The 25261-nt window shown below is 66.7% G+C and carries 24 protein-coding genes; 17 read left to right on the top strand and 7 right to left on the bottom strand.

Annotated features, from left to right (window positions below; all coding sequences use genetic code 11):
• Positions 1-49: 49 nt before the first annotated feature.
• From ML540_RS01765 to ML540_RS01735, 7 genes are all read left to right on the top strand, one after another.
• Positions 50-268 carry a FeoA family protein gene (locus tag ML540_RS01765; RefSeq protein ID WP_243358124.1) on the top strand — a complete coding sequence of 73 codons (219 nt, stop codon included), beginning with the start codon at positions 50-52 and terminating at the stop codon, positions 266-268.
• Between the two features lie 98 nt (positions 269-366).
• Positions 367-561: a hypothetical protein gene (locus ML540_RS01760; RefSeq protein ID WP_243358123.1), complete on the top strand. Its 195-nt coding sequence runs from the start codon at positions 367-369 to the stop codon at positions 559-561.
• A 51-nt stretch (positions 562-612) separates the two neighbouring features.
• The gene (locus tag ML540_RS01755) at positions 613-861 is read left to right on the top strand and encodes a FeoA family protein (protein ID WP_243358122.1); all 249 of its coding nucleotides are present in this window, start codon (positions 613-615) and stop codon (positions 859-861) included.
• Between the two features lie 59 nt (positions 862-920).
• The gene (feoB, locus tag ML540_RS01750; protein ID WP_243359630.1) at positions 921-3131 is read left to right on the top strand and encodes a ferrous iron transport protein B; all 2211 of its coding nucleotides are present in this window, start codon (positions 921-923) and stop codon (positions 3129-3131) included.
• A gap of 366 nt (positions 3132-3497) precedes the next feature.
• Positions 3498-4115, top strand: coding sequence for an RNA polymerase sigma factor (locus tag ML540_RS01745; RefSeq protein WP_243358120.1), 618 nt, complete (start codon positions 3498-3500; stop codon positions 4113-4115).
• Complete coding sequence (locus ML540_RS01740) at positions 4112-4420, top strand: hypothetical protein (RefSeq protein ID WP_243358119.1); 309 nt, start codon at positions 4112-4114, stop codon at positions 4418-4420. The genes ML540_RS01745 and ML540_RS01740 overlap by 4 nt, the downstream gene beginning before the upstream one ends.
• Positions 4421-4428: 8 nt before the next feature.
• Complete coding sequence (locus tag ML540_RS01735; RefSeq protein WP_243358118.1) at positions 4429-4893, top strand: hypothetical protein; 465 nt, start codon at positions 4429-4431, stop codon at positions 4891-4893.
• A gap of 101 nt (positions 4894-4994) precedes the next feature.
• Here the strand turns inward: ML540_RS01735 and ML540_RS01730 are convergent, their stop codons facing one another.
• Positions 4995-5621: a class I SAM-dependent methyltransferase gene (locus tag ML540_RS01730; protein WP_243358117.1), complete on the bottom strand. Its 627-nt coding sequence runs from the start codon at positions 5619-5621 to the stop codon at positions 4995-4997.
• 119 nt (positions 5622-5740) lie between these two features.
• Complete coding sequence (locus ML540_RS01725; protein WP_243358116.1) at positions 5741-6178, bottom strand: Fur family transcriptional regulator; 438 nt, start codon at positions 6176-6178, stop codon at positions 5741-5743.
• Positions 6179-6351: 173 nt separating this feature from the next.
• Between ML540_RS01725 and ML540_RS01720 the strand changes: the two genes are divergently transcribed.
• Both ML540_RS01720 and ML540_RS01715 read left to right on the top strand, forming a co-directional pair.
• A complete protein-coding gene (locus tag ML540_RS01720; RefSeq protein ID WP_243358115.1) occupies positions 6352-7266 on the top strand; it encodes a helix-turn-helix transcriptional regulator in 915 nt (304 codons plus the stop codon).
• Positions 7267-7295: 29 nt separating this feature from the next.
• Positions 7296-7844 (top strand): YbhB/YbcL family Raf kinase inhibitor-like protein, encoded by a 549-nt coding sequence (locus ML540_RS01715; RefSeq protein ID WP_243358114.1) that lies wholly within the window; start codon positions 7296-7298, stop codon positions 7842-7844.
• A gap of 84 nt (positions 7845-7928) precedes the next feature.
• Here the strand turns inward: ML540_RS01715 and ML540_RS01710 are convergent, their stop codons facing one another.
• Positions 7929-8456, bottom strand: coding sequence for a Crp/Fnr family transcriptional regulator (locus ML540_RS01710; RefSeq protein WP_243358113.1), 528 nt, complete (start codon positions 8454-8456; stop codon positions 7929-7931).
• Positions 8422-10956, bottom strand: coding sequence for an ATP-binding cassette domain-containing protein (locus ML540_RS01705; protein ID WP_243358112.1), 2535 nt, complete (start codon positions 10954-10956; stop codon positions 8422-8424). Before ML540_RS01705 ends, ML540_RS01710 begins: the two co-directional genes overlap by 35 nt.
• A gap of 124 nt (positions 10957-11080) precedes the next feature.
• Here ML540_RS01705 and ML540_RS01700 point away from each other — a divergent pair, with 124 nt between their 5' ends.
• The 5 genes from ML540_RS01700 to ML540_RS01680 all read left to right on the top strand — a co-directional run bounded on the left by ML540_RS01700 (position 11081) and on the right by ML540_RS01680 (position 17694).
• On the top strand, positions 11081-12976 hold the full coding sequence (locus ML540_RS01700; protein ID WP_243358111.1) for a potassium transporter Kup: 1896 nt from the start codon (positions 11081-11083) through the stop codon (positions 12974-12976).
• Between the two features lie 13 nt (positions 12977-12989).
• Positions 12990-13832, top strand: coding sequence for a GGDEF domain-containing protein (locus tag ML540_RS17715; RefSeq protein ID WP_279343196.1), 843 nt, complete (start codon positions 12990-12992; stop codon positions 13830-13832).
• A gap of 77 nt (positions 13833-13909) precedes the next feature.
• Positions 13910-15388, top strand: coding sequence for an ATP-binding protein (locus ML540_RS17885; RefSeq protein WP_243358110.1), 1479 nt, complete (start codon positions 13910-13912; stop codon positions 15386-15388).
• A complete protein-coding gene (locus ML540_RS01685) occupies positions 15379-16806 on the top strand; it encodes a sigma-54-dependent transcriptional regulator (protein ID WP_243358109.1) in 1428 nt (475 codons plus the stop codon). Before ML540_RS17885 ends, ML540_RS01685 begins: the two co-directional genes overlap by 10 nt.
• A 45-nt stretch (positions 16807-16851) precedes the next feature.
• Positions 16852-17694, top strand: a complete 843-nt coding sequence (locus ML540_RS01680) for a DUF169 domain-containing protein (RefSeq protein ID WP_243358108.1) — start codon at positions 16852-16854, stop codon at positions 17692-17694.
• A 126-nt stretch (positions 17695-17820) separates the two neighbouring features.
• Here ML540_RS01680 and ML540_RS01675 read toward each other — a convergent pair whose 3' ends face one another.
• From ML540_RS01675 to ML540_RS01665, 3 genes are all read right to left on the bottom strand, one after another.
• Positions 17821-18327 carry an OmpH/Skp family outer membrane protein gene (locus ML540_RS01675; RefSeq protein ID WP_243358107.1) on the bottom strand — a complete coding sequence of 169 codons (507 nt, stop codon included), beginning with the start codon at positions 18325-18327 and terminating at the stop codon, positions 17821-17823.
• Between the two features lie 162 nt (positions 18328-18489).
• Positions 18490-20538, bottom strand: a complete 2049-nt coding sequence (locus ML540_RS01670) for a methyl-accepting chemotaxis protein (RefSeq protein ID WP_243358106.1) — start codon at positions 20536-20538, stop codon at positions 18490-18492.
• Positions 20539-20547: 9 nt separating this feature from the next.
• Positions 20548-21006, bottom strand: coding sequence for a cytochrome c family protein (locus ML540_RS01665; RefSeq protein ID WP_243358105.1), 459 nt, complete (start codon positions 21004-21006; stop codon positions 20548-20550).
• Positions 21007-21329: 323 nt separating this feature from the next.
• Between ML540_RS01665 and ML540_RS01660 the strand changes: the two genes are divergently transcribed.
• From ML540_RS01660 to ML540_RS01650, 3 genes are all read left to right on the top strand, one after another.
• Complete coding sequence (locus tag ML540_RS01660) at positions 21330-23396, top strand: methyl-accepting chemotaxis protein (RefSeq protein ID WP_243358104.1); 2067 nt, start codon at positions 21330-21332, stop codon at positions 23394-23396.
• A gap of 155 nt (positions 23397-23551) precedes the next feature.
• Complete coding sequence (locus ML540_RS01655) at positions 23552-23941, top strand: DNA-binding transcriptional response regulator (RefSeq protein ID WP_243358103.1); 390 nt, start codon at positions 23552-23554, stop codon at positions 23939-23941.
• Positions 23942-24009: 68 nt separating this feature from the next.
• Positions 24010-25260 carry a sulfite exporter TauE/SafE family protein gene (locus tag ML540_RS01650; RefSeq protein WP_243358102.1) on the top strand — a complete coding sequence of 417 codons (1251 nt, stop codon included), beginning with the start codon at positions 24010-24012 and terminating at the stop codon, positions 25258-25260.
• The last annotated feature ends 1 nt before the right edge of the window (position 25261 follow it).

Raw genomic sequence — 25261 nt, 5'->3', positions numbered from 1 at the left:
CAATTGCACTATCAAGGGCACGTCAGCCTGAAGATCAAGGAGCGGAACCATGGTTCCCCTGAATACATGCCGTCGCGGCAGCAAGGTGCGGGTAGTCACCCTGTGCGAAGATCCCCGGTGCCGGTGCCGGTTGTGCGCCCTGGGGCTCACCCCCGGAGTCGAGGCCGAGGTGAGCCAGGGGGGAGACTGCTGCCGCATCAACGTCCGGGGAGGCGAGATCTGCCTGGGCGAGGGGCTGGCCGGACGGGTCATGGTCACCCCGGTCTGAGGCATCGCACACATTTCACGGGACGGACCTCTCGTCCCGGGCCGGACGCGCGCGGCGCGGCGGCCGCCCTCCCGGCGGGCCGGGAGAAGGAGTTCCTCATGGTCGAAAAAATCTTCGTCATTTCCCTGGTGGTCCTGGCCGGCGCCTACACGGTGCGCCGCTTCCTGCGCAAGGGAGGCTCGGCGTGCGGCTGCTCCGGCGGGTGCTCGTCCGGCGGTGGGGGCGGGTGCTGCGGCGGTTCCCAGCAGGATATCAAGCCCCTGAGCGACTGCGGCTGCTCCCGGAAATCCTGACCTTTTTTTAAACCCATTTAAATGATAATGAATATCAACATCGGAGACAACATGGATCAGGCTCTGTCGTTACGCCTGCTCAAGGTCGGCGAGAAGGCGCAAATCGTGCGCATCATGGCCGAGGGAGAGCTTGGCAGGCGCATCCGGGACATGGGCCTGGTGCCCGGCGCGGAAGTGGAAGTGGTGGGCAGGGCTCCTCTCAAGGACCCCGTGGCCCTGCGCCTGAAAGGATTCACCCTGTCGCTTCGCAACAACGAGGCCGACTTCATCATGGTATCCCCCCCGGAGGCCCTGTCGTGACACAGCTCGATACGCGCAAGACCGCCGACGTAAGAGGCGGCAAGGCCGCCAAGGACGTTCTGCCTTCCTTCACGGTGGCCCTGGCCGGGAACCCCAACTCCGGCAAGTCCACCCTGTTCAACGCCCTCACCGGCGCGCGGACCCACGTGGGTAACTATCCCGGCATCACCGTGGAGAAGAAGACCGGCCAGGTGCGCACCGAGGACGCCATCCTTGAAATGGTGGACCTGCCCGGCACCTATTCGCTCACCGCCTACTCCGCCGAGGAGCTGGTGGCCCGCGACTTCCTGGTGGACGAGCGCCCCCAGGCCGTGGTGGACGTGGTCAACGCCGGAGCCCTGGAACGCAACCTCTACCTGGCGGTGCAGCTCTTAGAGCTCGGCTGTCCGGTGGTGCTGGGGCTCAACATGATGGACGAGGCCCGCAAGATGGGCCTCGCGGTGGACACCAAGCGCCTGGGCAAGCTGCTGGGTTGCCCGGTGGTGGAGCTGGTGGCCCGCGTGGGCATGGGCGTGAACGACCTGGCCCGGGCCGCCGCCAAGCTTGCCGCCGAGCGCCAGGGCGGCTGGAAGCCCGTGGAGATCTCCTACGGCCCCGACCTGGACCCGGCCCTGGCCGAGATGACCACGCGCATCATGGCCAAGTCGCTGCTCACCACCCGCTATCCGGCCCGCTGGGTGGCGCTCAAATACCTCGAGGGCGACGACCAGATCAAGGAACAGGGCCGCGCCGCAGGTCCCGAGCTGTCCGCCTGGCTCGAGACCAAGGCCCAGTCCGTGGCCGACCACCTGCGCGCCACGCTTGGCACCTACCCCGAGGCCGTGGTGGCCGACTACCGCTACGGGTTCATCGCCTCCCTGTTGAAAAACGGCGTGGTCACCCGCGACCACCTGGGCGACCGCATCGCCGTGTCCGACAAGGTGGACCAGGTGCTCACTCACAAGCTCCTGGGCCCGGTCATCATGCTGGGCGTGCTCTACCTGGTGTACCAGGTCACCTTCACCCTGGGAAAATTCCCCATGGAGTGGCTGCAGGACCTCTTCACCTGGTCGGGCAAGGCCGTGGAGGCCACCCTGCCCGACGGCCTCCTGCGTTCGCTCCTGGTGGACGGCATCATCGCCGGCGTGGGTGGGGTCATGGGCTTCGTGCCCCTGGTCATGCTGATCTTTCTGCTCATCGCCTTCCTGGAGGACTCGGGCTACATGGCCCGCATCGCCTACATGCTGGACCGGGTGTTCCGCATCTTCGGCCTGCACGGCTGCTCGGTGATGCCCTTCATCATCTCCGGCGGCATCGCGGGCGGGTGCGCCGTGCCCGGCGTCATGGCCAGCCGCACCCTGCGCAGCCCCAAGGAGCGCATCGCCACCATCCTGACCGCGCCCTTCATGACCTGCGGGGCCAAGCTGCCTGTGCTCATCCTGCTGACCTCGGTGTTCTTCCCCGAGAAGCAGGCCCAGGCCCTGTTCGCCATGACCCTGCTGGGCTGGGTCATGGCCCTGGGCGTCTCCTGGCTCATGCGCTCCACCGTGGTGCGCGGCGAGTCCACCCCCTTCGTCATGGAGCTGCCGCCCTACCGCCTGCCCACCTGGCGGGGCCTGGCCATCCACACCTGGGAGCGTACCTGGCAGTACATGAAGAAGGCCGGCTCCATGATCCTGGCCGTGTCCATCGTGGTCTGGGCGGCCATGACCTTCCCGGGCCTGCCCGAGGAGAAGGAGGCCGCCTTCGACGCCCAGAAGGCCGAGCTCACCGCCAGGATCGAGGCCCTGGAGCCCGCCGCCGACAAGGCCGTGGCCGCGGCCGAGGACGGCGCCCTGGATACCCTCAAGGCCAAGCTGGAGGCGCTGGAGAAAACCCAGGCGGCTGAGACCTTGGCATCCTCCCTGGCGGGCAGGCTCGGCACGTCGCTCGAGCCCCTGTCCAAGTGGGCCGGATTCGACTGGCGCACCAACATCGCCCTGGTGGGCGGGTTCGCAGCCAAGGAGGTGATCATCTCCACCTTGGGCACGGCCTACTCCCTGGGCAAGGTGGACAAGGAGAACTCCGAGCCCCTGGCCCAGATGCTCTCCTCCGAGGGCATGACCGTGTGGGCTGGCGTGGCGCTCATGGTGTTCATCCTGCTCTACTCGCCCTGCTTCCCCACGGTGGTCGCCATCGGCAAGGAAACCGGCTCCTGGAAGTGGTCCGTGTTCTCCATGACCTTCAACACCGTCCTGGCCTTCGTGCTGGCCGTCGGCGTCTTCCAGGCCGGTTCGATACTGTTCCACTAGGAACCATACGCCCATCCCCACCCCACGAGACAGCCCGGCATCTGCCGGGCTGTTTCCGTTTGGAAAGCCCTCCTTCATTTTCGTCCACCGTCGTAACCTCGTGTCCGGCCCCCCTCTCTAGACCTGTGAAGACCGGGGAAACCCGGTGATCGGACGATACGCGCAGGCGCGCCATCCCAGGCGCTCCACACCCCGGACCGGGACCGGGCGTTGGCGGGGCGGCCGATGTGGGGTAGGAGCCCGGAGTACGGTGTGTTGCGACGCATCAGCCGGGTTTCGGTTCCGGCCCCGCCGGAGGCGGCGGGTGAACGCGGCGCGATGGCGGCCGTCCGGGGGAGGGGAGTTCCCCGAGGCGGCGGAAAAGGCATGAGAGAAAGCACGCGAGTAGAGGACAAAACCGCGGTGGGCGACGCCCAGGCCATCCGGATGGTGCTTGACGGCAAGACGGAAGCGTTTTCCGTGCTGGTCAAGCGCCACCAGGATTACCTGTTCACGCTGCTGCGCCGCCACCTGCCGGTGTCGGAGGTGGCAGAGGTGGCCCAGGACTCCTTCGTGAAGGCGTTCGAAAAGCTGCACCAGTTGCGCGAGCCCGAGTCCTTCAGGGCCTGGCTCTCCTCGCTGGCGCTCAGGCGGGCCATCCGCTACTGGCGCGACGTGTCGGGCCGGCGGGAGGTGCCCCTGGACATGGGCGGCGACGGCGAGCGCGAATGGCTCGACGCTTACATGGCCCAGGACTGCATGCAGCGCCACGACGACCTGGTGCGCAGGCGCGAGGCCAGCTCCGTGGTGGGCTGGCTCCTGGGGCACGTCAAGCCCGAGGACCGCGTGGCGCTCGGGCTCTTCTACGCGGGAGAGCACGAGATCACCGAGATCGCGGCCATGCTCGACTGGAGCGTGGAGAAGGTCAAGGTTCGCCTGCACAGAGCCCGCAAGCTCATGGCCAAGGTCATGCGAGACGAGTCTAGCCAAGGGGGAGGGATATGAACTGCGACAAGGACAAGGATTTGGAGCGGCTGGACGCGCTCTTCTCCGGGGTGTTCCAACCCGGAGGGGAAGGCTGCGCGACTCCGGGCTTCGAGGCCCGGGTCATGGCCCGGATCATGGAAACCAGGCGGGAACTGTCGCTGTGGGACATCCTGCGCGAGCTGGCCAAGCCCATTCTCGTCTCGGGCTGGGCCACGGCCGCCGTTCTCGGGTTTCTGGCCTTCAAGGGCCTTTCCGCGAGCAATGACGTGGTGATGGCGGCCCTGGTCAACGGCGACACCGTCACCCGCTGGCTGGCGCTTTAGGAGGGCCCATGACCAGGAGCAAAGGACTGCTCATCGTGGCGGCGATATTTCTCACCGGAGCGGCCGTCGGCGCCCTGGGCCTGGAGGCGTGGCACGCCTACCGGGGCGGCGCCTTCGGCAAGATGGAGCGCATGGGACCGGCCGGGTTCATCATGGACCACATGAACAGGGAGCTTGGGCTCTCGAGCGAACAGCAGGCCAAGATACGCCCCCTCGTCGAGGAAATGGTGACCAAGATGGACGAGGCCCGCAAGCCCTGCTTCGACGCGGGTGAGGCCGTTCTCGAGAAATACCAGGGCATGATCCGCACGCAATTGACGCCCGACCAGGCGAAGAAGCACGACGAATTTCTCAAGCGGTTGCGCGCACGCGGCCCGCATGGTCCGCCGCCGGGAGGCCCGGGGCTGTTCGGAGGCCCGCCGCCTCCGCCGCCGGGCATGTTCGGCTCGCCGCCTCCGCCGCCTCCTCAATAGCCGCAACTCTCCCCTGCGGACCTCGTCCGTCGAGGTCCGGTTCCCCGAAGCCCCCGTGTCCGTGCGGGGGCTTTGTTTTTGTTCGGGTCCGGGAGGATCTCTCAGGGGCGGGAAGCGGTCATCAGGAAGATCGTGTAGGACCTCGCCACGCCGTCGGCGCCGGGCTTCTCCATGCTGGTCACTTCGTGAAAGCGCACGTCCTGGAACCCCGCTGCCCGGAATGCCGCACCCAGCTCCTCGCGCGAGAACCCGTTGTGCTCCACGGGCATGTCCTGGCCATGGAAGCTCCCGTCCTCCAGGTCCAGGTCGGCCGCGCCCAGCACGCCGCCGGAGGGCAGCAGCTCGAAAAGCAGGCGTGCGGCCAGGGCCGTGTCCGCCACATGGTGCAGCACCATGGACAGGACGGCCGCGTCCGGACGGGCGCTCCCGGGATAGGGCTCCCCAAGCTCCCACCGGATGGTCTCGACCGCGTCCGTTCCGAGCCTGGCCGCCTTGGCGGCCAGCACGGAGAGCATTTCCAAGGAGGTGTCCGCCGCCACGACCCGTCCAACCCGAGGCAGGAGCGCAAGGGACACGAGCCCCGTGCCGGCCCCGTAGTCCAGGAGCGTCTGGCCGGGGGCGAGGGGAAGGTGGCGCAGCATGGCCTCGGCCACCGCCCCGGCCACGCGGACCTTGCGGGGGTCTTCGTCCCAGGAGGATGCGACTTCGTCGAAACGGGAGGGATTCATGGCGTTCTCCGGCTTAGGCCGGAGTGCTCGCCGGGCCCGGCTGCGGCGCGCCTCATCGGCGGTGCGGGTTCAACCGCCCCCCCCCGGTCAAGGGGGGAAAAGGCCCGGCGGAGGGAGCGTCAGCGGCCCTTGCCCTGGCAGTCCGGGCAGATGCCGTAGAGGTACATCTTGTGGCGGGTGAGCCTGAAGCCGTGGCGCGCGGCCACCTCTTCCTGGAGCTTCTCGATGGTCTCGTCCAGCACTTCCACGTTCTTGCCGCAGGACTCGCAGATGAGGTGGTCGTGGTGGTCGTCGCCTTCCTGGCGCTCGTAGCGGGTGACGCCGTCGCCGAAGTCCACCTCCTTGGCCACGCCCGAGCCCGAGAGCAACTTCAGCGTGCGGTAGACCGTGGCTTGGCCGATGGTCTTGTAGGTGGACTTGACCTTCTCGTAGAGTTCCTCGGAAGTGACGTGCCCCTGCTGTTCCAGGAACACGTCCAGGATGTGGCGCCGTTGCGGCGTCATCTTGAGGTGCTCCCTTTGAGCGTAATCGGCGAACAGGACGTAGGCGTCTTGCATCGATGGCTCCCGCGCAATTTTTTGGCTCGTATCCGGGATGCGCCCGGGTGTCAAACCGCGCATTGCCTTCAAAAGGTGCGGAAGATATTGTCGATGCGCCTTGGCAGGGCCACGAGGAAGGCGTTTTGCGCTTGCCGCTTCGCCGGGCTACCCTGCTGCGTGAGGAGCTTGGCATGCGCCACCATGACATCGAGGCCCATTTGAGGCCGCTCATCTCGGGCACGCCCCCCCAGGGGAGCACCCGCCTGCCCTACGTCGGAGCGGTGTCCTGCATTACGGGGCACCGGCTGCGTTCCGTGAGCCTGCCGCATTCCGCCTGCGTGCTGGTCCTGAAGGGACAAAAGACCCTGTATCTGGGAGAGGACAGCCTGAGTGTCCGTGAAGGGGACATGTTCCTGCTGCCCGCCCAATGCGAGGTGACCATCGAAAACAAGCCCAGCCCTCGCGGGGCGGGCTATCTCGCCCTGTGCCTCTCCCTCTGTCCCGACACGGTCGCCAGGGTGGCGGCCGCCTACGGCGTTCCGGACGTGCCGGAAGTTTTTTCGCTTCACTCAATGCGGGTGAGGACCGACGCCCCGCTTCTGGGCTCGCTGGCCCATCTTCTGGACATGGCCGTTGCCTGCCCCGGCAACGAACGGCTTCTCTCGTTGTGCATGGAGGCCTTTGTGCTGCTGGTGTCAGAGCGCACCCCCTGTTTCCCGGCGCTGTGGCGGGCGGAAGACGCCTGGCGGGCGCGGTGCGCCCGCCTGGTGAGCGTGGATCCGGCCCGGGGATGGACGGCCCTGGAAGTGGCCGGGCGCCTGGGCGTCAGCGAAAGGACGCTTCGCCGCAATCTGGCCAAGGAGGGCGCTGGTCTGAGGCAGGTGCTCAAGGACGTCCGCCTCAACGCGGCCCTCTCCCTCCTTCAGGCCGGGCACTCCAACGTGGCCGAGGCAGCAAGCCGCTGCGGCTACGATTCGCCCTCCAGATTCGCCGTGCTGTTCAGGGAGCGCTTCGGGGTGAGGCCAAGCGACATCGCGCGCTTCACGGCCGGAACCGCACAGGATTTGGCCGGATCGGAACAGACCGGACGGGGGCTGGCTTGTTAGTTCGGGGCATCACTTTCAGGAGGGATGCCATGAGATTGACCGTTTTCATTCTGGCTGCGTTCTTCTGGGCGGCGGCCGCCTTTGCTTCGGATTTCAAGCTGGAGAGCCCGGATGTCGCAGAGGGGAAAAACCTCCCCGCCAGTCAGATCCTGAACGGCTTTGGATGCCAGGGCGCGAACGTGTCGCCCGGACTCCGCTGGGAAAACGTCCCGAAGGGCACGAAGAGCTTCGCCGTGACGGTCTACGACCCCGATGCGCCCACGGGCAGCGGCTGGTGGCACTGGGTGGTGTTCAATATCCCGGCCTCGGCCGCGGGGTTGCCTGCCGGAGCCGGGGACGAAAAGGGCTCCGGCCTGCCCACGGGCAGCGTCCAGTCAAGGACCGACTTCGGTAAGCCGGGGTTCGGGGGAGCCTGTCCGCCAGCCGGGGACAAGCCCCATCGCTATGTGTACACCGTGTTCGCCCTGGACGTGGATCGCTTGGACCTGGGGCCGGACTCACCGGCGGCCATGGTGGGGTTCAACCTGAATGCCCACGCCCTGGGCAAGGCCGCCATCACGGCCAGGTACGGGCGTTAGGGCCGATTCCAGCCAGGATTGACCGGCGGCAAAATCGCCGGGCCTGGGATGTCCCAGGCCCGGCTCTTTTCTTTCGTCGGAGCATCAGAAGAGGGTGAGCCCGAAGTCCTGCCCCAGGGAAGCGAACTCCTGGGGATGACGGGAGAGGAAGCGCTCCTCCCAGCCCAGGACGTGCTCGGCCAGGGCCTGCAGCAGGGCGGGCTCCACCTGGGGGAAGCGCTGCACCGTCTTCTGGAACTTCTCGCGCGTAAGGGTCATGGCCACGGTCTCCTCGTCGGCGCGCACGGTGAAAAGGCTCCCGGCCCCAAGGATCAGCGCCAGCCCGCCCAGGGAATCGCCCTCGCGCAGCGTCTTGAGCTCCACTTCGGTCTCCCCGTCCTTCCAGCTCACGGACGCCCGGCCGCAGGTCAGGTAGTAGAACGCCTCGGCGTGCTCGCCCTGGCGCACCAGGACGTCCCCGGCCTGGAAGGTCTCCGCCGTGCTCAGGTAGGCCAGCACCTTGCACACGTCCAGGGGCACCCTGGAGAACAGGGGCAGGGCGCGCATGATGTCCAGAAAATCGCTGTACCCGCAGGCGCTACCCGCCGGCTTTTGTTCCGTGGACGAGCTCATAGAGCATCCCCCTTCTATCCATGAGCTCCTTGTAGGAGCCCGTTTCCACGATCTGGCCGGCCTTCATGACCGCGATCTTGTCGTATCCCTTGATGGTGTCCAACCTGTGCACCACGGCGATCACCGTGGAGCGGCCCTTCCACTTCGAATCCAGAAGATTCTGGATACGCGTCTGGGAGGCATTGTCCAGGGCGGCCGTGGCCTCGTCCAGCAGGAGAAGCGGCGGCTCCTTGAGGAAGGCCCGGGCCAGGGCCACCTTCTGGCGCTGCCCGCCCGAGAGCCTGTCGCCCTGGGTGCCCACCTGGAAGTCCAGGCCCAGTTCCACGATGCGTTCCAGCATGTCCTCCTGGATGAGCAGCATGATGATGGTCTTGTTGACCTTGTCCATCACCTTGGGGCTCTCGGTCTTGAGCTTGCCGAAGAGGATGTTGTCCAGAATGGTCTGGGAGTGGATGTAGTTGTCGCGCCGGTAGAAGGTGACCTTCTCCCCGGGCAGGGCCGAGATGCGCTCCATGAACAGGGCGCGCCCGGAAAGGAGCCTGCGCCGGAACCCCGTGGGCGGGGAGGCCAGGGCGTGGCGGCCGGGGGTGTAGCGAAGGGCCAGGGTCAAAAGCATGCGGGAGTCCCCCGGGGAGATCCCCTCGCCGCGCTCCAGGCGCTCGGCCAGCTGCGAATACGCCTCGAACTCCTCGAGTTGCATGGGGCTCTGCTCGAAGAAGGATGCGTCCGCGCCGGGCACGTTCTTCAGGATGTCCACGGTCTGGATGGTGAGGCTGCGGCCCAGGTCCTCCAGCATGGCTTCCAGTCCGGCCTCGCGCAAGAATGTCAGGAACTCCTCGTTGCGGGCCAGGTTTTCGGGCAGGTAGGCGTCGTCGTTGGGGTTGCCGAAGAGGATGTTGGCCGCCACCGACGAGTATTCCAGGTAGCGCCCCTCGTCGAAGAACTCCACCAGGTTCCTGAGCTCCTCGCCCTGCTCGCGGGAGTACGCCTCGCGCACGGCGATGAGCTTTTGCACCAAGTGTTCCTTCTTGCCCTTGCGGAACACCGTGTTCAGCCCGAAGCGCAGCACGTCCAGGAAAAGCCCCACCTGCTGGATGACCTCGATGAGCCGGTCCAGGCTCGGCTCGTGCTCCTTGGGATCGAGCCCCTTGTCCACGCTGCGCGAGTTGACCGAGTAGAGCAGGTTCTCCTTGATGCTGCCTTCGAAGATGAAGGGGTGCTGCGGCACGAAGCCCATGTTCTCGGCCAGGTCGGACTTGGCCATGTCCGCGATCTCGTGTCCGGCCAGCTGGCACTGGCCCGAGGAATATTTATAGATCTGGGCGATGCACAGGGCCAGGGTGGACTTGCCCGAGCCCGAAAAGCCCACCAGGGCCAGGTGCTGGCCCGGCTCCACGGCTACGGACACGCCCTTCAGGAGCTTGACCCCGCCCTGGGCCTCCATGACCAGGTCCTTCACGTCGATTTTCCCGGGCAGGGTGAGCGGCGCGCGGGCCTCGGCCGGTTCCAGGGTGAACTCGCAGTCCTCGGCGAAGTACTCCATGACCCGGTTGTAGCTCACCGTGGCGTCCTGCCAGGACTGGTAGAAGTCCATGAGCTCCTTCCAGGGGTCGTAGAGCTTCTCGTTGGCCGAGAGGAAGGCCACCAGCGCGCCCAGGTCGAAGCGGCCGTTGATGGCCAGCCAGCCGCCCACCAGGAAGAGCACGAACGGCCCCAGGGACTGGAAGAAGTTGTTGGAGTTCTTGATGCCGAACTTCCACAGGGTCCAGCGCAAGCGCACCTTGAACTGCCGATCGGTGATGGCCGAGAAGCGATTGTTCTCGTGGCGGAAGGAGGCGTTGCCGTGGATCTCGTGGATGCCCGACACCGTCTCGCCGATCATGGTGGACATGGTGCGCCCGGTGTCCACTCGCTCGCGGTTGGCCTCGTTGGAGCGCTTCTGCATCATGGGCACGAAGATGAGCGCCAGCGGATAGAGCACCATGGACAGCCCGGCCAGCAGCGGATTGAGGTAGAAGAGATACGCGGCGAAAGCCAGGAGCGTCAGCACGTTGGTCACGGGCACGGCGATGGCCTGGCCGATGAAGTCGCCCGCGTTGGCCACTTCCGTGACCAGCGAGGACACGATCATGCCCGGGCTCGCGGTGCGGAAGAAGTTGATGGGCAGGGTCAGGATGTGGGCGTAGAGCTTCTTGCGCATGTCGGCCAGGGCTTCCTGGCCGATGTAGGTCTGCAGGGCGTTGATGACGAACTTGAGCGCCGAGGACGACACCACCGCCGCCAGGTAGTAGCCGCAGTAGATGAGCAGCAGGTGGACCTTCTGCTCGCCGATGGCCTCGTTGATGATCTTCTTCTGCATCTCCAGGGGCAGCACCCGGATGGCCACCGTCACCACGATCACCAGCAACAGGATCAGCTGGAGCTTCAGGTTGCTGGTGAGCACCCAGGAGAAGAGCGACCTCTTGTAGATCTTGTCCGGCAGTTTCGGTCCAAGCTGCATGGAGCGGCCTTTGATCCTCGTTTGCCATGTGATGCCCGGAATCGGCCAGCAAGGCAACCGGCGGGCAGGCGGGGCAGGCAAAATCCGCTGGATTTCCGTTAAAAAACAAGATTATGCTGCGGGCATGTCCACCCCTCAGGAAGTCCACCCCCACCCGGAGCACCGTGCCCATTCCACCAGGATGCTGGCCCTGGGGGCGCTGGGCGTGGTGTTCGGCGACATAGGCACCTCGCCCCTGTACGCCATGAAGGCATGCTTCACGGGACTCCATCTCGTTGACCCCACCCCGGAGAACGTGCTGGGGATATGCTCGCTCATCCTGTGGTCGCTCCTGCTCATGGTGGGGCTCAAGTACGCGGTGTTCATGCTGCGCGTGGACGACCAGGGCGAGGGGGGGATATTTCCCATGCTGGCCCTGCTCCACCGAACCCCGGACGCCCGGCCCGGCGGGCGCATGGTGCTCCTGGCCCTGTTCGGGGCGGCGCTTCTCTACGGCGACGGGGCCATCACCCCGGTGATCTCCGTGCTGGCCGCACTGGAGGGCTTGGAGGTGGCCGCGCCGCAGTCCAAGGCGCTGGTGCTCCCCCTGGCCTGCGCCGTTCTCGTGGGGCTTTTCGCCGTGCAGTCGCGCGGATCGGGCTCCATCGGCAGGCTCTTCGGCCCGGTGATGCTGGTGTGGTTCGCGGCCATCGCCGCCTTGGGCGTCCCGCCCATTCTGGCCCGGCCGGACATCCTGGCGGCCGCCAACCCGGTCTGGGGCGCGCGGTTCTTCATGGCCCATGGCCTGCACGGATTTCTCATGCTCGGCGCGGTGGTGCTCTGCGTCACCGGGGCCGAGGCCCTGCACGCCGACATGGGGCACTTCGGCAAAAACCCCATCCGGCTGGCCTGGTTCGCGGTGGCCCTGCCCGCGCTCGTGCTCAACTATTTCGGGCAGGGGGCGCTTTTGCTGGCCCGGCCCGAGGCCGCCGAGGAGCCCTTCCACAACCTGGCCCCGGCCGCCCTGACCGTTCCCCTGGTGATCCTGGCCACGGCGGCCACCATCATCGCCTCCCAGGCCATCATCTCCGGAGTGTACTCCCAGACCCGCCAGGCCATCCAGCTGGGCTTCATGCCGAGGCTCCAGGTGGTGCACACCTCGGCCAGGACCCAGGGGCAGATCCACCTGCCCTTCGTCACCTGGATGATGCTGGCCGCATGCCTGTTCCTGGCCCTGGAGTTCCGCGCCTCGGAGAACCTGGCCGAGGCGTACGGCATCGCGGTCACGGCCACGCTGACCATAGCGGCGGTGCTCTTCTACCGCGTGGCCGTGGGCGTGTGGGGCTGGCCCGAGTGGCGCGCGGGGCTCCTCACGACGCTCTTCCTGGTCATGGACCTGGCCTTCCTGGGATCGTGCCTGACCAAGTTCCTCTCGGGCGGCTGGTTCCCGGTGGCCGTGGCCGTGGCCTTCATGGGGGTCATGATCACCTGGCGCGACGGCTGGCGCACCCTGGCCAGGCGCATGCTCTCGCACCGGCTGCCCATCGAGCGCTTCGTCAGGCGCGTGGAGGCGGACAACCCCGCGCGCGTGCCGGGCACGGCGGTGTTCCTTTCCACCTTCCGCAAGGAAATCCCGCCCATGCTCCTGCAGCATCTGAACACCAACAGGATGCTGCACGAGAAGGTGGTGCTGCTCTCCATCGTCACCGAGGACGTGCCCGTGGTGCCCGACTCCCAGCGCCTGCAGGTGAGCGACCTGGGACAGGGCATCCACCGGGTCATCGCCAGGACCGGCTTCATGGAGACCCCTGACGCCCCGGCGCTCCTGCGCCTGGCCGCGCGCCAGGGGCTGCCCGTGGACGTGAAGGCGGCCAAGTTCTACCTGGGACGCATCGCCCTGGTGCCCGCCAGGCATTCGTCCATGGGGCCGCTGCGCCGGGCGCTGTTCGTGTTCCTGCACCGCAACGCCACCAACCCGGCCACCTACTACAACATCCCGCCCGAGCACGTCCTGGAGCTGGGCGTGCAGCTGCGCTTCTAGGAGGACGACGCCCATGCCCGACATCGCCCTGCCCAGGCTTCGCACCTGGTGGTCCGACAGGATCATCGCCATGCGGCGCGACAAACGCCGCACCGCGCTCCTGGGCGTCCTCTACCTGCTGGGCATCGGCTGGCTGGACTACGTGACGGGCTTCGAGATCAACCTCACCGTGGTCTACGTGACGCCGCTCATCATGCTCACCGTGGCCGGGGGCTGGCGCATCGGGCTGGCCACGGCCATCGCCTGCGCCCTGACCACCGAGGGGGCCGACTACCTGGCCGGCAGGCGGTTCGACGAGAACATCTACCACCTCTACAGCGTGGTCTCGCACAGCCTGTCCTACCTGTCGTTTCTCCTGCTCATCACCCAACTGCTCATGCTCTACGACCAGGAACGCGACCTGGCCGGACGCGACCCGCTCACCGGGCTGCGCAACCGCTACGGCTTCCTGGCACGGGCCGAGGAAGCGCTGCGCCAGTGCGCCCGCGACAAGCGGACGGCCGTCCTGTTCGTGGTCAACGTGGCCACGCTCAGGCAGATCAACGCCGCCCACGGCCACGACAAGGCCGACGCCCTGCTTTTAAGCGTGGCCGACGTCCTGCGGGAGATATATCCGGGCACGGTGCTGGGAAGGCTCGGTGGAGACAGGTTCGCGGCCCTCGAGGCACCGTGCGGGAACGGGAAGGACCAGGGAACGCAAGGACCCGGCGCGCTGCACGCGGCCCTGGAGGCGGTGGCGCAAAAGCTCGGGGTGGAGGTGAACCCGCGCCGGGCCGAGGCCGCGCTCGCCCCCCTGCACCGCACCCCGGACGAGGTGGCGGCCCAGCTGGACGCGCTGCTGGACAAGGCCAGGTAAGCCCCCTCCCGGACGTTCCGACAACGCGAAGGCTCCCCCGCGCTTGACTTCCTGGCGCGCGCCCGCAATATCCCTCCATGCGTCTCCACGTTTCCCTGCGCCTGCGCATCTACCTGGTCCTGGGCCTGCTCATGGCCGTGACCGTCGGCGGCGGGTCGTTCATGCTCTGGTACGGCACCCGGCTCCAGGCGTTCTTCACCAACATCTTCGAACGCCAGATGCAGGCCCTGGACGCGGGCATGCGCATGGAGAGCTCGCTTGCCGCCCAGCGCGGCTTCCTCACCTATTACTCCCTGGATTTCGACCGGCACTGGCTCACGCGGCTCACCGAGCAGCAGAACACCTTCGAGCGCGAGATGACCCGCGTGCGGGCCTTCGCCTCCGACGAAACCGCCCGCCAGCTGCTCAACGAGATCGAGGCCGGGTTCGTGCGCCTGACCGTCGAGCGCGAGCAGGTGGTGGCCCTCCTGGACGCGGGGAGGCGAAACGACGCCGTGGTCATCCACGCCGGGGCCAGAAGGCGTTTCGACACCCTCATCACCAAGTGCGAAACCTTCCTGGAGGACCTGCGCCAGAAGCTCGAGACCGACCGCGAAGACGGCATCGGACGCATGAGCCTGGTCAACTCCATGGCCCTGGCCTTCCTGCCCTTCACCCTTATCCTGGGGATGGTCCTGACGCTGGTGCTCTCGCGCCAGCTCCTGGGGCCCATCCGCCGCCTGGCCATGGGCGAGGACCACCTGGTCGCCCCCGACGAGGTGGCCGCCCTGGAGACCCGCATGCACGGCCTGCTGGAGCGCGCCGTGCAGGCCAGGGCCAAGCTCGAGAAGAGCCAGGCCACGCTCCTGGCCACGGAACGCCTGGCGGGCGTGGGCAAGATGGCCGCGGGCGTGGCCCACTCCATCCGCAACCCGCTCACGTCGGTGAAGATGCGCCTTTTCTCCCTGCAGCGCTCCCTGGAGCTCACCGACAACCAGAGCGAGGACTTCCAGGTCATCTCCGAGGAGATCAAGCACCTGGACCACATCATCCAGAACTTCCTGGAGTACGCCCGCCCGCCCAAGCTCACCCTCAAGCGCGCCAGCCCCTCGGAGGTCACCGACGACGCCCTGACGCTGCTCAAGCTGCGCCTGGACGCGCAGCGCGTCAGCGTCGACGTGGAGCGCGAGAACCAGCTGCAGCAAATCCTCATCGACCCCGAACAGCTCAAGGAGGTGCTGGTGAACCTCCTTTCCAACTCGCTGGAGGCCATGGACGGGCCGGGGCGCATCACCATCGCCGAGCACGACGGGTTCATCGAACCCACGGGGCGCGTGGCGGTGATCTCCGTGTCCGACACGGGGCCGGGAGTACCCGAAGCCGAGCGGGAGCACGTGTTCGAGCCCTTCCACACCACCAAGCAGGAAGGCACGGGCCTGGGCCTGCCCATCGCCCGGCGCATCGTGGCCGAGCACGGCGGCACCCTCACCCTGACCCAGGCCAAGGGCGGCGGGGCCAAGTTCACCATCACCCTGCCCTTCGACGCCCAGTCGCAAGGAGGGGCCAGGTGGCAGTGATCCTCATCGTGGACGACGACGCCGGGCTTCGGACCAGCTTCGCCAAGCTCCTGGACATGGAGGGCCACCAGGCCATCACCGCCGCCTCGGGAGAGGAGGGCGTGGAACGCCAGGCCAAGGACCACCCGGACCTGGTGGTCATGGACGTACGCATGCAGGGCATGACCGGCATCGAGGCGCTTGCGCGCATGAAGGCCCAGGACCCGGCCACCCCAGTGATCATCATGACCGCCTTCGGCACCACGGCCACGGCCATCGAGGCCGTGAACAAGGGCGCGTTCGACTACATCCTCAAGCCCTTCGACATCCCCGAGATGCTGGGCCTCATCGCCCAGGCCCTGGACGCCTCGCGCCTGGCCAAGGGCGCGCGCAAGCACGCCACCCCGGCGGCCGGGGCCCAGGTGTCGCTGGTGGGCCAGAGCCGGGCCATGCGCGAGGTCTACAAGCAGCTGGGCCGCGTAGCCGCCACCGACGCCACGGTGCTGGTGCAGGGGGAATCCGGAACCGGAAAGGAGCTGGCCGCGCGCGCCCTGTGGAGCTACTCCGGGCGCAAGGACAGGCCCCTCGTGGTAGTCAACTGCGTGGCCATCCCGGAATCGCTTCTGGAGAGCGAGCTCTTCGGCCACGAGAAGGGAGCCTTCACCGGGGCCAACCACCGCCGGGCGGGCAAGATCGAGCAGGCCCAGGGCGGCACGGTGTTCCTGGACGAGATCGGGGACATGCCCCTGCCCGTGCAGGCCAAACTTTTGAGGCTCTTGCAGGAGAAGCAGATCGAGCGCCTGGGCGGCAAGGGTCCCACGGCCGTGGACGTGCGAATCATCGCCGCCACCAACCGCGACCTGGAAGCAGCCATGGCCGAGGGCCGCTTCCGCGAGGACCTCTACTACCGCCTGCAGGTGGTGCGCATCGTGCTGCCGCCGCTGCGCGAGCGCAAGGAGGACCTGCCCCAATTGGCCGCGCACTTCCTGGCCCTGCACTCCAAGGCCATGTCCGTGTCCGACCCCGGCATCACCGCCGAGGGTCTGGCCGCCCTGGCCGACCACGACTGGCCCGGCAACGTGCGCGAGCTCTCCAACGTGCTGCAGAAGACCCTGATATTTTCACGCGGCCTGGCGATTGGCGCCCCCGACGTGCGCGCGGCCATCGCCGGACGCGCCGCCGAGCCCCTGCCTGACGCGGGCGAGGCGTTGGGCGAATACGCGCGCCTGGCCGTGGCCGCCGGCGGCCCGGACCTCTTCAACCAGGTGACGGACCGCTTCGCCGCCGTGGTGCTGGCCGAGGCCCTGCGGGTCACGGGGGGCAACCGGTCGCACGCGGCCAAGCTCCTGGGGCTGTCGCGCCCCACTCTGTTGGCCAAGATGGAGCGCCTGGGCCTCACGGTCGCGGCCCAGATCAAGATCGGCGACGCCCTGTCCTGAGCGCTCCCGCCCAACCGGCGACAACCGCCCCTGGAGGTGACTGTCATGGATGCACCGCTGAAAGCCTTTCTGGACGCCCTGGGCCACGACGGCGAGCCCTTCGGCATGTTCTACACCGACCGGGAGCCGCAGGATGGGTTCTCGCCCAAGCCCGGCCCGCCCGTGTCCGCGGAGCTTGAGCAGGCCGGAAAGATGGACTGGCAGGCCGTGTGGGGATCGTTCTCCTGCGTGATGGGCAATATCTGGCTGGCCAGAAAGAAGAAGTCGGCGGCCTATTTCGAGTCCGCCCGCTACGGCTGCATGGGCGGCTCCTTCTACCTGGGCTTCCACCAGCCGCAGCTGGACTTCCTCACCCGCTACGTCTCCTCGGGCATCCCCGGCACCCAGGTGCACGGCGAGCGCTACCTGGACAGCCCCGAGACGGTGCGCCGCCTCTTCACCGAGATCCCCCCCAGGCCAGCGCCCGCGCGCTTCTGCGTGTTCAAGCCCGTGAGCCGGTTCGAGCCGGACGAGACCCCGGAGACAGTCACCTTCTTCGGCCGCCCCGAGGTGCTCGCGGGGCTGGGCTTCCTGGCCAGCTTCGTCACCGGCGACTTCGAGGCCGTGATGTCCCCCTTCGGCGCGGGCTGCGCCTGCATGACCACCTGGCCGTTCCACTACCTGAAGCAAGGACGGCTTAAGGCCGTGCTGGGCGGGTTCGACCCCTCGGAGCGCAAGTTCCTCAAGACCGACGAGATGACCTTCACGGTGCCCTACGAGATGTTCACGCGTTTTCTGGCCCGCTGGGAGGAGTCGTACCTGACCACGGACACTTGGGCCGGGGTGCGTAAGAAAGTGGCCCGCAGCAGCGAGGCCTGGGGGGAAAGCGCGGCAGCCTCCGGCGAGTAAGCCCGTGCCGCGAGACGGGTCCGCCCGGCGGCCGGGACGCCGCCGGGCAGTAAAAGGATCAATGCGCCCGCCGGACGAACTGATCGCACCGGGGCAGCGCCGGGAATCCCGGCGCACGGCCCCGGACTACTGGGCCTGGTTCATCCGCTTCAGGATTTCGTCGGTGACGTCGAGCGCCGGATCCACGTAAAGGAACTGCCCCTTCTCCTGGATGGCGGCATACTTTTTCTCCACCGCGTACGCCTTGACCACCGCCGACAGCTTTTCCGCAATGGGCTTGAGGCGCTTTTCCTCCTCCATGGCGATGTCCCGGCGCAGGATGGCCTCTTCCTGGGCATAGTTCCTGATCTTTGTATCGATCTCGGCCTTCTTCGGGTTCTTCTCCAGAGCCTTTCCCTGGGACTGAGCCTGCAGTTCACGGATTTCCTTCTGCTTGGCGGCAAGCTGCTGCTGCCTGGGGCCGAGGAGTTCCTTTAACTCGGCCAGGGCCTTCACGCCCATGTCGCACTTCGAAACCACTTCCCTGGAGTTGACCACGGCGATCTTGGACTCGGCAAGGCATGGGGCCGCGAGGAGCAGGGCGGACAGGACGAAGAACGGGACAAGGCGCGCGGCGACGGTGACAGGTCTCATGGCTTAAGCCTCCTTGGCGCAATGCGGGGTTATGGATCATGGGTGGCCCACATGTCCGCCGGTGTCAATGGGGGGACCTGGAAAGCGCACCTTGGGGGCGGGAATGAAAAAAGGGAGGGGCGATCCGCCCCTCCCCCGTCACGTCGCTGTCTCGGCCGGTGTTCAGGCCAAGCTTTTGGGTGCCTCTGCCTGCGCGAGGCTCATGGTGCCGATCACCTCGCGCAGCTCCATGGCTACCTGGGCCACCTCGCGCGAGGTTTCGGAGAGTTCGTCCATGGTCTGCGAGGTCTCGGAAGCGATGGCGTTCACGTCGTCCACGGTGCTGGTGATCTCTTCGGACGCGGCCGACTGCTGCTCGGCGGCGGTGGCGATTGAGCGCACCATGTCCGCCGTGCTCACCGAAACCTCCACGATCTCGCGCAGGGCGTCGCCCGCGTTCTTGACCAGCTCCGCGCCCTGCTCCACGTCCTTGCCGGCCGCATCGATGAGCGAGATGTTCAGGCGCGTGCCGTCCTGGATGCCGCTTACGGCCGTATGGACCTCCCGGGTGGCGTCCATGGTCTTTTCGGCGAGCTTCCTCACCTCGTCGGCCACCACGGCGAAGCCGCGCCCGGCCTCACCGGCCCGGGCGGCCTCGATGGCCGCGTTCAGGGCGAGCAGGTTGGTCTGGTCGGCGATATCGGTGATGATGTTGATGATGCGCCCGACCCCCTGGGCCTGGTCGCCGAGCTTGTGCAGGCTTTCGTTCATTTTCCGGGCCTGTTCGCGAACGCTCATGATGGCCGTGATGGATTCGTCGGCCACCCTCTGTCCGAGCACGGCGCGCTCCCGGGCGTTCTCGGCGTTGCGGGCTGCGTCGGAGGCGTTCCTAGCCACCTCCAGCACGGAGGCGTTCATCTGCTCCACGGCCGTGGCCGTTTCCTGGATGCGGTGTCGCTGGTTGCCCGTGCCGCGCGTGGTTTCGTCGATACGGGCAAGCAGGTGCTCGGAGGTGGAGGCCAGATGGTGGGCGATGCCCTCGGCACGCTGCGCCGCCTGGGCGATGACCGCGTTCTGCTCCTCTATCTGGTGCTGCTTGGCCACTATCTCGGTGAGGTCGTTCCAGAAGGTGATGGAGCCGAGCAGTTGGCCGTCCATATCGAAGAAGGGCGTGGTGCTGATGTTGACGTGCAGGGTCTTGTCCCCGGAGGGGGAGGTCCACACCCGCTGGGCGGAGAGGGCCCTGCCTTCCTTGATGGCCTTGTCGGAGAGGGTCTCCCGGTTGGGCTCGGCCCAGAAGAAGTCCCCGGACTTGAGCCCCACGTAGGTTTCGGGCGCCTTGTCCTTGCCCAGCAGGGCGCAGAGCTGGCTGTTGACCCAGAGCATCTTGAAGTCCGGCCCCACGATGCCGCAGGGGGTGGGGATGCCCTTGAGCACGCCCTCCGAGAACCCGAGCTTCACCTTGAGCTGGCCCACCATAGTGTCGATGTCACCGGCCAGCCTGCCCAGCTCGTCCTGGCCACCCACGGCGAAACTCACGTCGAAGTCTCCGCCCGCCACCTTCTCGGCGGAGGTGGTCAGCACGGTGATCTTCTTGATCATCATGGTGCGCACGGCCCAGACCGAAATGCCGATCAGGAGCGCCAGCCCGCAAAGCCCCACGACGGCCGAGGTCGTGATCTGGGAGCGCATGGCCCCCCACTGCGAGGACACGTCCGAGAGGAGCACCATCTGGCCGATGATGGGCTCCGAGGAGCCGTGGCAGTGGTGGCACTTGGCCTGGTTGGGCACCGAGATGACCCGGGCCAGCATCTTTTTGCCGTCCTGCTCCACGAAGACCGATTCGCGCAGGTTCTCCTTGAGCCCCCGGCGGTGCAGTTCCGTCAGTTCCGGGCTGCCCGCGGCCTGGGCGAAGTCCTTGCGCACGGCGCCCGGCTCGGTGCTGTAGGTCACGCTGCCGGTGTAGGAGGTCATGTAGGCGGTCAGGTCCTTGAACTTGGTCCGGATGGCCCCGAACTCCTCGATGGTGGAGCGGTTGTCGCCCACCACCATGGGCTTCTCGATGCCCATGTAGGCCAGGTCCGCCTCGGCCTCGGCGGAGTGACGGATCTGGTCGGACATCATGTTCCGGATGCCGATCCCCTCGTAGACGCTGATGGCCGAAATGACGGCCAGGGAGATCGCGGCGATAAGGACGGTGATCTTGGCGTTGATGGAATGAGTGAAATTCATGACCGCCACCTAGTGCGCGCCCGAGAAGAGCAGCGGTTTGAAGTGGAAGTCCTCCACCCTCTGGGAGTTGTGGCATGCGGTGCAGGTCTGCATGGAGGGCCGGCGCGTCGTAAGCTTGGGGTCGCCGGACTCGGCATGGGCGCTGCCGGGCCCGTGGCAGCTCTCGCAACCCACGTCGGCCAGCCCCGGCGTCGTCTCGTGGCTCACGAACCCGCCCTTCTTGCCGTACCCCGTGGTGTGGCATTCATAGCACTGCTTGAGTTCGTTTTCCTTGAGCTTGGGTTTCATGATGGCGATGGAATCCCAGGCGTGGGCCTTCTTCGAATATTTCGAGAAGTTCCCGTATTGCTGCTCATGGCACTGAGAGCACGCTTTGGAACCGATGTAATGGGATTCCTCTTGCTGGGAACAAAGGCCGGACGAAGGCAACAACACAACGCACAAAAACAAAAACACACCCCGAAACATACCGCGTCCTCCAATATATACGTCGCCCTGTGGGTCATTTGTTCCCATTCTCTATCCTTGTCAAGCAGTTGCGACAAATTCGGAACCGTCTCGACACAGCGTCCGCCGGCGCGGCTCCAAGGCCGGTGCCAGCATCGACTCGAGCCCTCCGGATTTGACATCCGCATCGAAAAAAATAATTATATTCATTAAATAAAATATTTTCCCACGAGTCTCGCCAGGGAACGTCCGTTTTGCCGACAGGCCGAGCGGCCCCCGGCCAAACGCGCCACGCCGTTTCGGATCAGGCACCGCGACTGTCCGGACGAACCCAAGGAGATTTCATGACGCGCTCCCTGCAACTGAAGTTCCTCATCCCGGCCCTGGGGGCCGTAGTCCTGGGCATGGCCTGCCTGGTGCTCCTCAACGCGCGCACGGTCCGTTCCTCCATGGAAGCGCAGCTGGCCCAGGACATGAGCCTTCTGGCCCAGTCCCTGACCCGGGACGTCACCGGCAGCATGGAGGACAAGTTCATTCTCCTGGACGGCGTGGCGGCCAAGGAGAACGTGATCATGTCCGCGTCCATCGCCGTCACCTCCACCATGCAGCCCGAGCTGTCCTCGCTGGCCAAGAGCGTCAAGGGCCTGCTCTACTTCAACGTCTTCGACCTGACCGGCGAGGCCCAGGTCTCCTCCGAGATACTCAAGGCCCCCATCAACGTGACGGATCGCGACTACTTCAAGGCCGTGGTGGATGGCGGAGTGGCCCACGCAGTGTCCAAGCCCCTCATCAGCCGCACCGTGGGCAAGGCCGTGGCCGTGCTGGCCGTGCCCATCCGGGACAAGTCCAAGAAGCTCGTGGGCGTGCTCAACGCCGGCCTGGACCTGGACTACCTGGTCAGCGAGGTCTCCAAGACCAAGATCGGCGACACCGGCTACGTGTTCATCCTGGACCGCGACGGCATGTACGTGGCCCATCCCGATCCGGCCAAGCGCATGAAGAACGTGGAAAACCCTCCCGAGTGGCTGCGCCGGGCCATGCAGGCCAAGTCCCTGGAGCAGATCGCCTTCGAGGAGGACGGCAAGCCCGGCATGGCCACGGTGATGCCCGATCCGCTCACGGGCTGGCGCTTCGTGGTCATGGCCCCTGCCCAGGAGCTGGCCGCTCAGGTGAGCCGGGTCAACGGGCAGAACATGGCCATTGCCGCCGGAGTGGCCCTGGCGCTGGTGGGGGTGATCGTGGTGGTGCTGCGCGTGCTGGTGCTGCGCCCCCTGTTCGCCTGCGGCGGCTTCGCCCGGGACATCGCCGCCGGAAAGCTGGACAGCGCGCTTGCGGTGCGCGACGCTGACGAGATCGGGCGCATGGCCGACGACATGCGCTCCATGGTGGACGCGCTCAGAGAGAGCCTGGAACAGGCCCGGCAGGAGCACGCCATGGCCGAAAAGGCCGCCGCCGAAGGCAGAACGGCCCTGGCCGAGGCGGAACAGGCCCGGCGACAGGCCGAAAGCGCCAAGTCGGAGGGCATGATGCAGGCCGTGGCCGTGCTGCGCGACGTGGTGGAGGGCCTGCAGGCAGGCTCCAGGGGGTTGATGGACGAGATCGACAGCCTGCGCGAGGGCGTGCAGGGCCAGGAATCCGTCACGTCCGAGACCGCCGCCGCCATGGACGAGATGAACTCCAGCGCCCTGGAGGTGGCCCGCAACGCCAACGAAGCCTCCGAACTGGCCGGCCGGACCCGCGCCGAGGCCCAGCGCGGGCAGTCCGTGGTGGACGACGCCCGCCGCGCCATCACCCAGGTGGACGAACTGGCCAAGGCCCTGGAACAGGGCATGACCCGCCTGGGCGACCAGGCCAAGGCCATCGGCCAGGTGATGGATGTGATCTCCGACATAGCCGACCAGACCAACCTGCTGGCGCTCAATGCGGCCATCGAGGCCGCCCGCGCCGGCGAGGCCGGACGCGGCTTCGCCGTGGTGGCCGACGAGGTGCGCAAGCTGGCCGAGAAGACCATGAACTCCACCAAGGAAGTGGGCCAGGCCATCTCCAGCATCCAGGCGGGCACCGCCCAGAACGTGGACATGGTCAACAAGGCGGCCCAGGCCGTGGAGGTGGCCTCCGGCCTGGCGGCCCAGTCCGGCGAGGCCCTGCTCGGCATCGTGGACCTGGTGGACAAGACGTCGGGACAGGTGAGCGGCATCGCCCAGGCCGCCGGGCAGCAATCCTCGGTCAGCGAGGAGATCGCCCGGTCCGTCTCGGGGATCAGCAGCTTCTCCCAGGACCTGGGCCGGGGCATGGACGACTTCACCCGTACCGTCTCCGGCATGGCCGGGCATGTGGACGAACTCTCCCGGGTTATCTCCGGGCTCGAACGCCAGGCCGGTTCCGGCGGACCGGCTCAGCTGAAAGCCTGATCCTTTACCAGCTGTAAAAGAAATGGACACCTGATGCGGCGCGCCTTCCGGCGCGCCGCTTTTTTTGTCCGCCATTCCGGGCTGTTGCCTGAACGCCGCTCCGGCACGCACTTTGCCTTTCCCTGTACATGGCACCCGCGTCAGCAATCTTCACGGTGATTCTGGCCGATCGCAACCGGCACATCCGGGAGCTCCTGGCCAGGGAGTTCGCCCGCGCCGGATTCACCGTGAAGGACTGCGGGACGGGGCGGGAAGCGGCCTGCCTGGCCGCGTCCGGAGCGGACGTGCTGGTGGCCGACGCGGACCTGCCGGACATGGACGCCCTGAGCGTGCTGCGCCTGGTCCGGCGGGTGATTCCCGGCCTGCCAGCCCTGGTGCATGCCCACGACGCCCAGGAGGCCGGGGCGAGCCTGGACGAGCCGCTGGTGTTCTTCGTGGCCAGGGCCGACGACCCCACCGTGCTGGTGCGGGCCGTGCGAAGGGTGCTCGAAAGTGAAATACCCGGAGCCGCGACGATCCGCGGCCCGGAAGATCGGCAAGGGTGAGCGCGTGTGGCGCTTCGAGGCGATGTCGCGAGGGGAGAACATGTTTCGGGAAACGGAGGTGTAAGAGGATGCGATTCTTCAGGGATGTCTACCAATTCATGATGGAAGGAGCGCGGGCCCACGCCAAGTGGGACTACGAAGTCTCCATGAACATCATCCAAAACCGCAAGAAGCTCTTGATCCTGGCCGTGCTGGCCCTGCCGATCCTGGGCTTCAGCCTGGTCGAGGCGGCCGACGTGATCGGCGGCAAGACCGCGTACATGCCGTCGTACTACAACACCACCATCTTCCTGGCCTCCATCGGCGTGGGCCTGGCCGCGGGCCTCATCACCGGCTGCATCGGCGCGGGCGGCGGCTTCATCATCACCCCGGCCCTCATGGCCGCCGGCGTCAAGGGCATCCTGGCCGTGGGTACGGACCTGTTCCACATCTTCGCCAAGGCCATCATGGGCACCGCCGTGCACAAGAAGCTCGGCAACGTCTCCGTGAAGCTGGCCATGGGCTTCCTGCTGGGCTCGGGCTTCGGCGCGGTGACGGGCGGCTACATCAACAAGACCCTCTACGACTCCGACCCCATCCTGTCGGACTTCTTCATCTCCTCGATCTACGCCGTGCTGCTGGGCTTTCTGGGCTTCTACGGCATGTACGACTTCCTGAAGTCGCGCAAGGTCGAGAGCGGCGACGCCCACGGCGGCCCCGCCGGCGCCGACGTGCCGCCCCTGGCCCAGGCCGTGCAGAACCTGAAGGTTCCGCCCATGATCACCTTCGACGAGGACTTCGTCCCCGGCGGACGTCAGCTCTCCCTGTGGGTGCTGGCCGCGGGCGGCTTCATCGTGGGCGCCCTGGCCGCCATCATGGGCGTGGGCGGCGGCTTCGTCACCTTCCCCATGTTCGTGTACGTGTTCGGCGTCTCCTCCATGACCACGGTGGGTACCGACATCCTCCAGATCATCTTCACCTCGGGATTCGCGGCCATCAAGGAATACGCGGTCTACGGCTTCGTGTTCTACACCTTGGCCATGGGCATGCTCATCGGCTCGCTTCTGGGCATCCAGGTGGGCGCGCTGGTCACCAAGGTGGTCAAGGGCGTGCACATCCGCGGCTTCTACGCCCTGTCCATCATCTCCGGCTTCATCAACCGCGTGGCCACCCTGCCCAAGAAGCTCACCGAGCTCGGCTACCTGGGCTGGTCGCCGGAACTCAACAACATGATCGAATACGTGGGCAACGTGGTCTTCTGGGTCAGCGTCGGGCTTTTCGGAGTGTGGGTGTTCGGGAAGTTCTTCGCCAACATCTCCATGCTGCGCGGGGAGGAATAAT

The organism is Fundidesulfovibrio terrae (genome assembly GCF_022808915.1).
In the GTDB taxonomy this organism is placed as follows: domain Bacteria; phylum Desulfobacterota; class Desulfovibrionia; order Desulfovibrionales; family Desulfovibrionaceae; genus Fundidesulfovibrio; species Fundidesulfovibrio terrae.
Note: the sequence above shows the minus strand (reverse complement) of the source record. Positions and strands in the feature narration are given on the sequence as shown.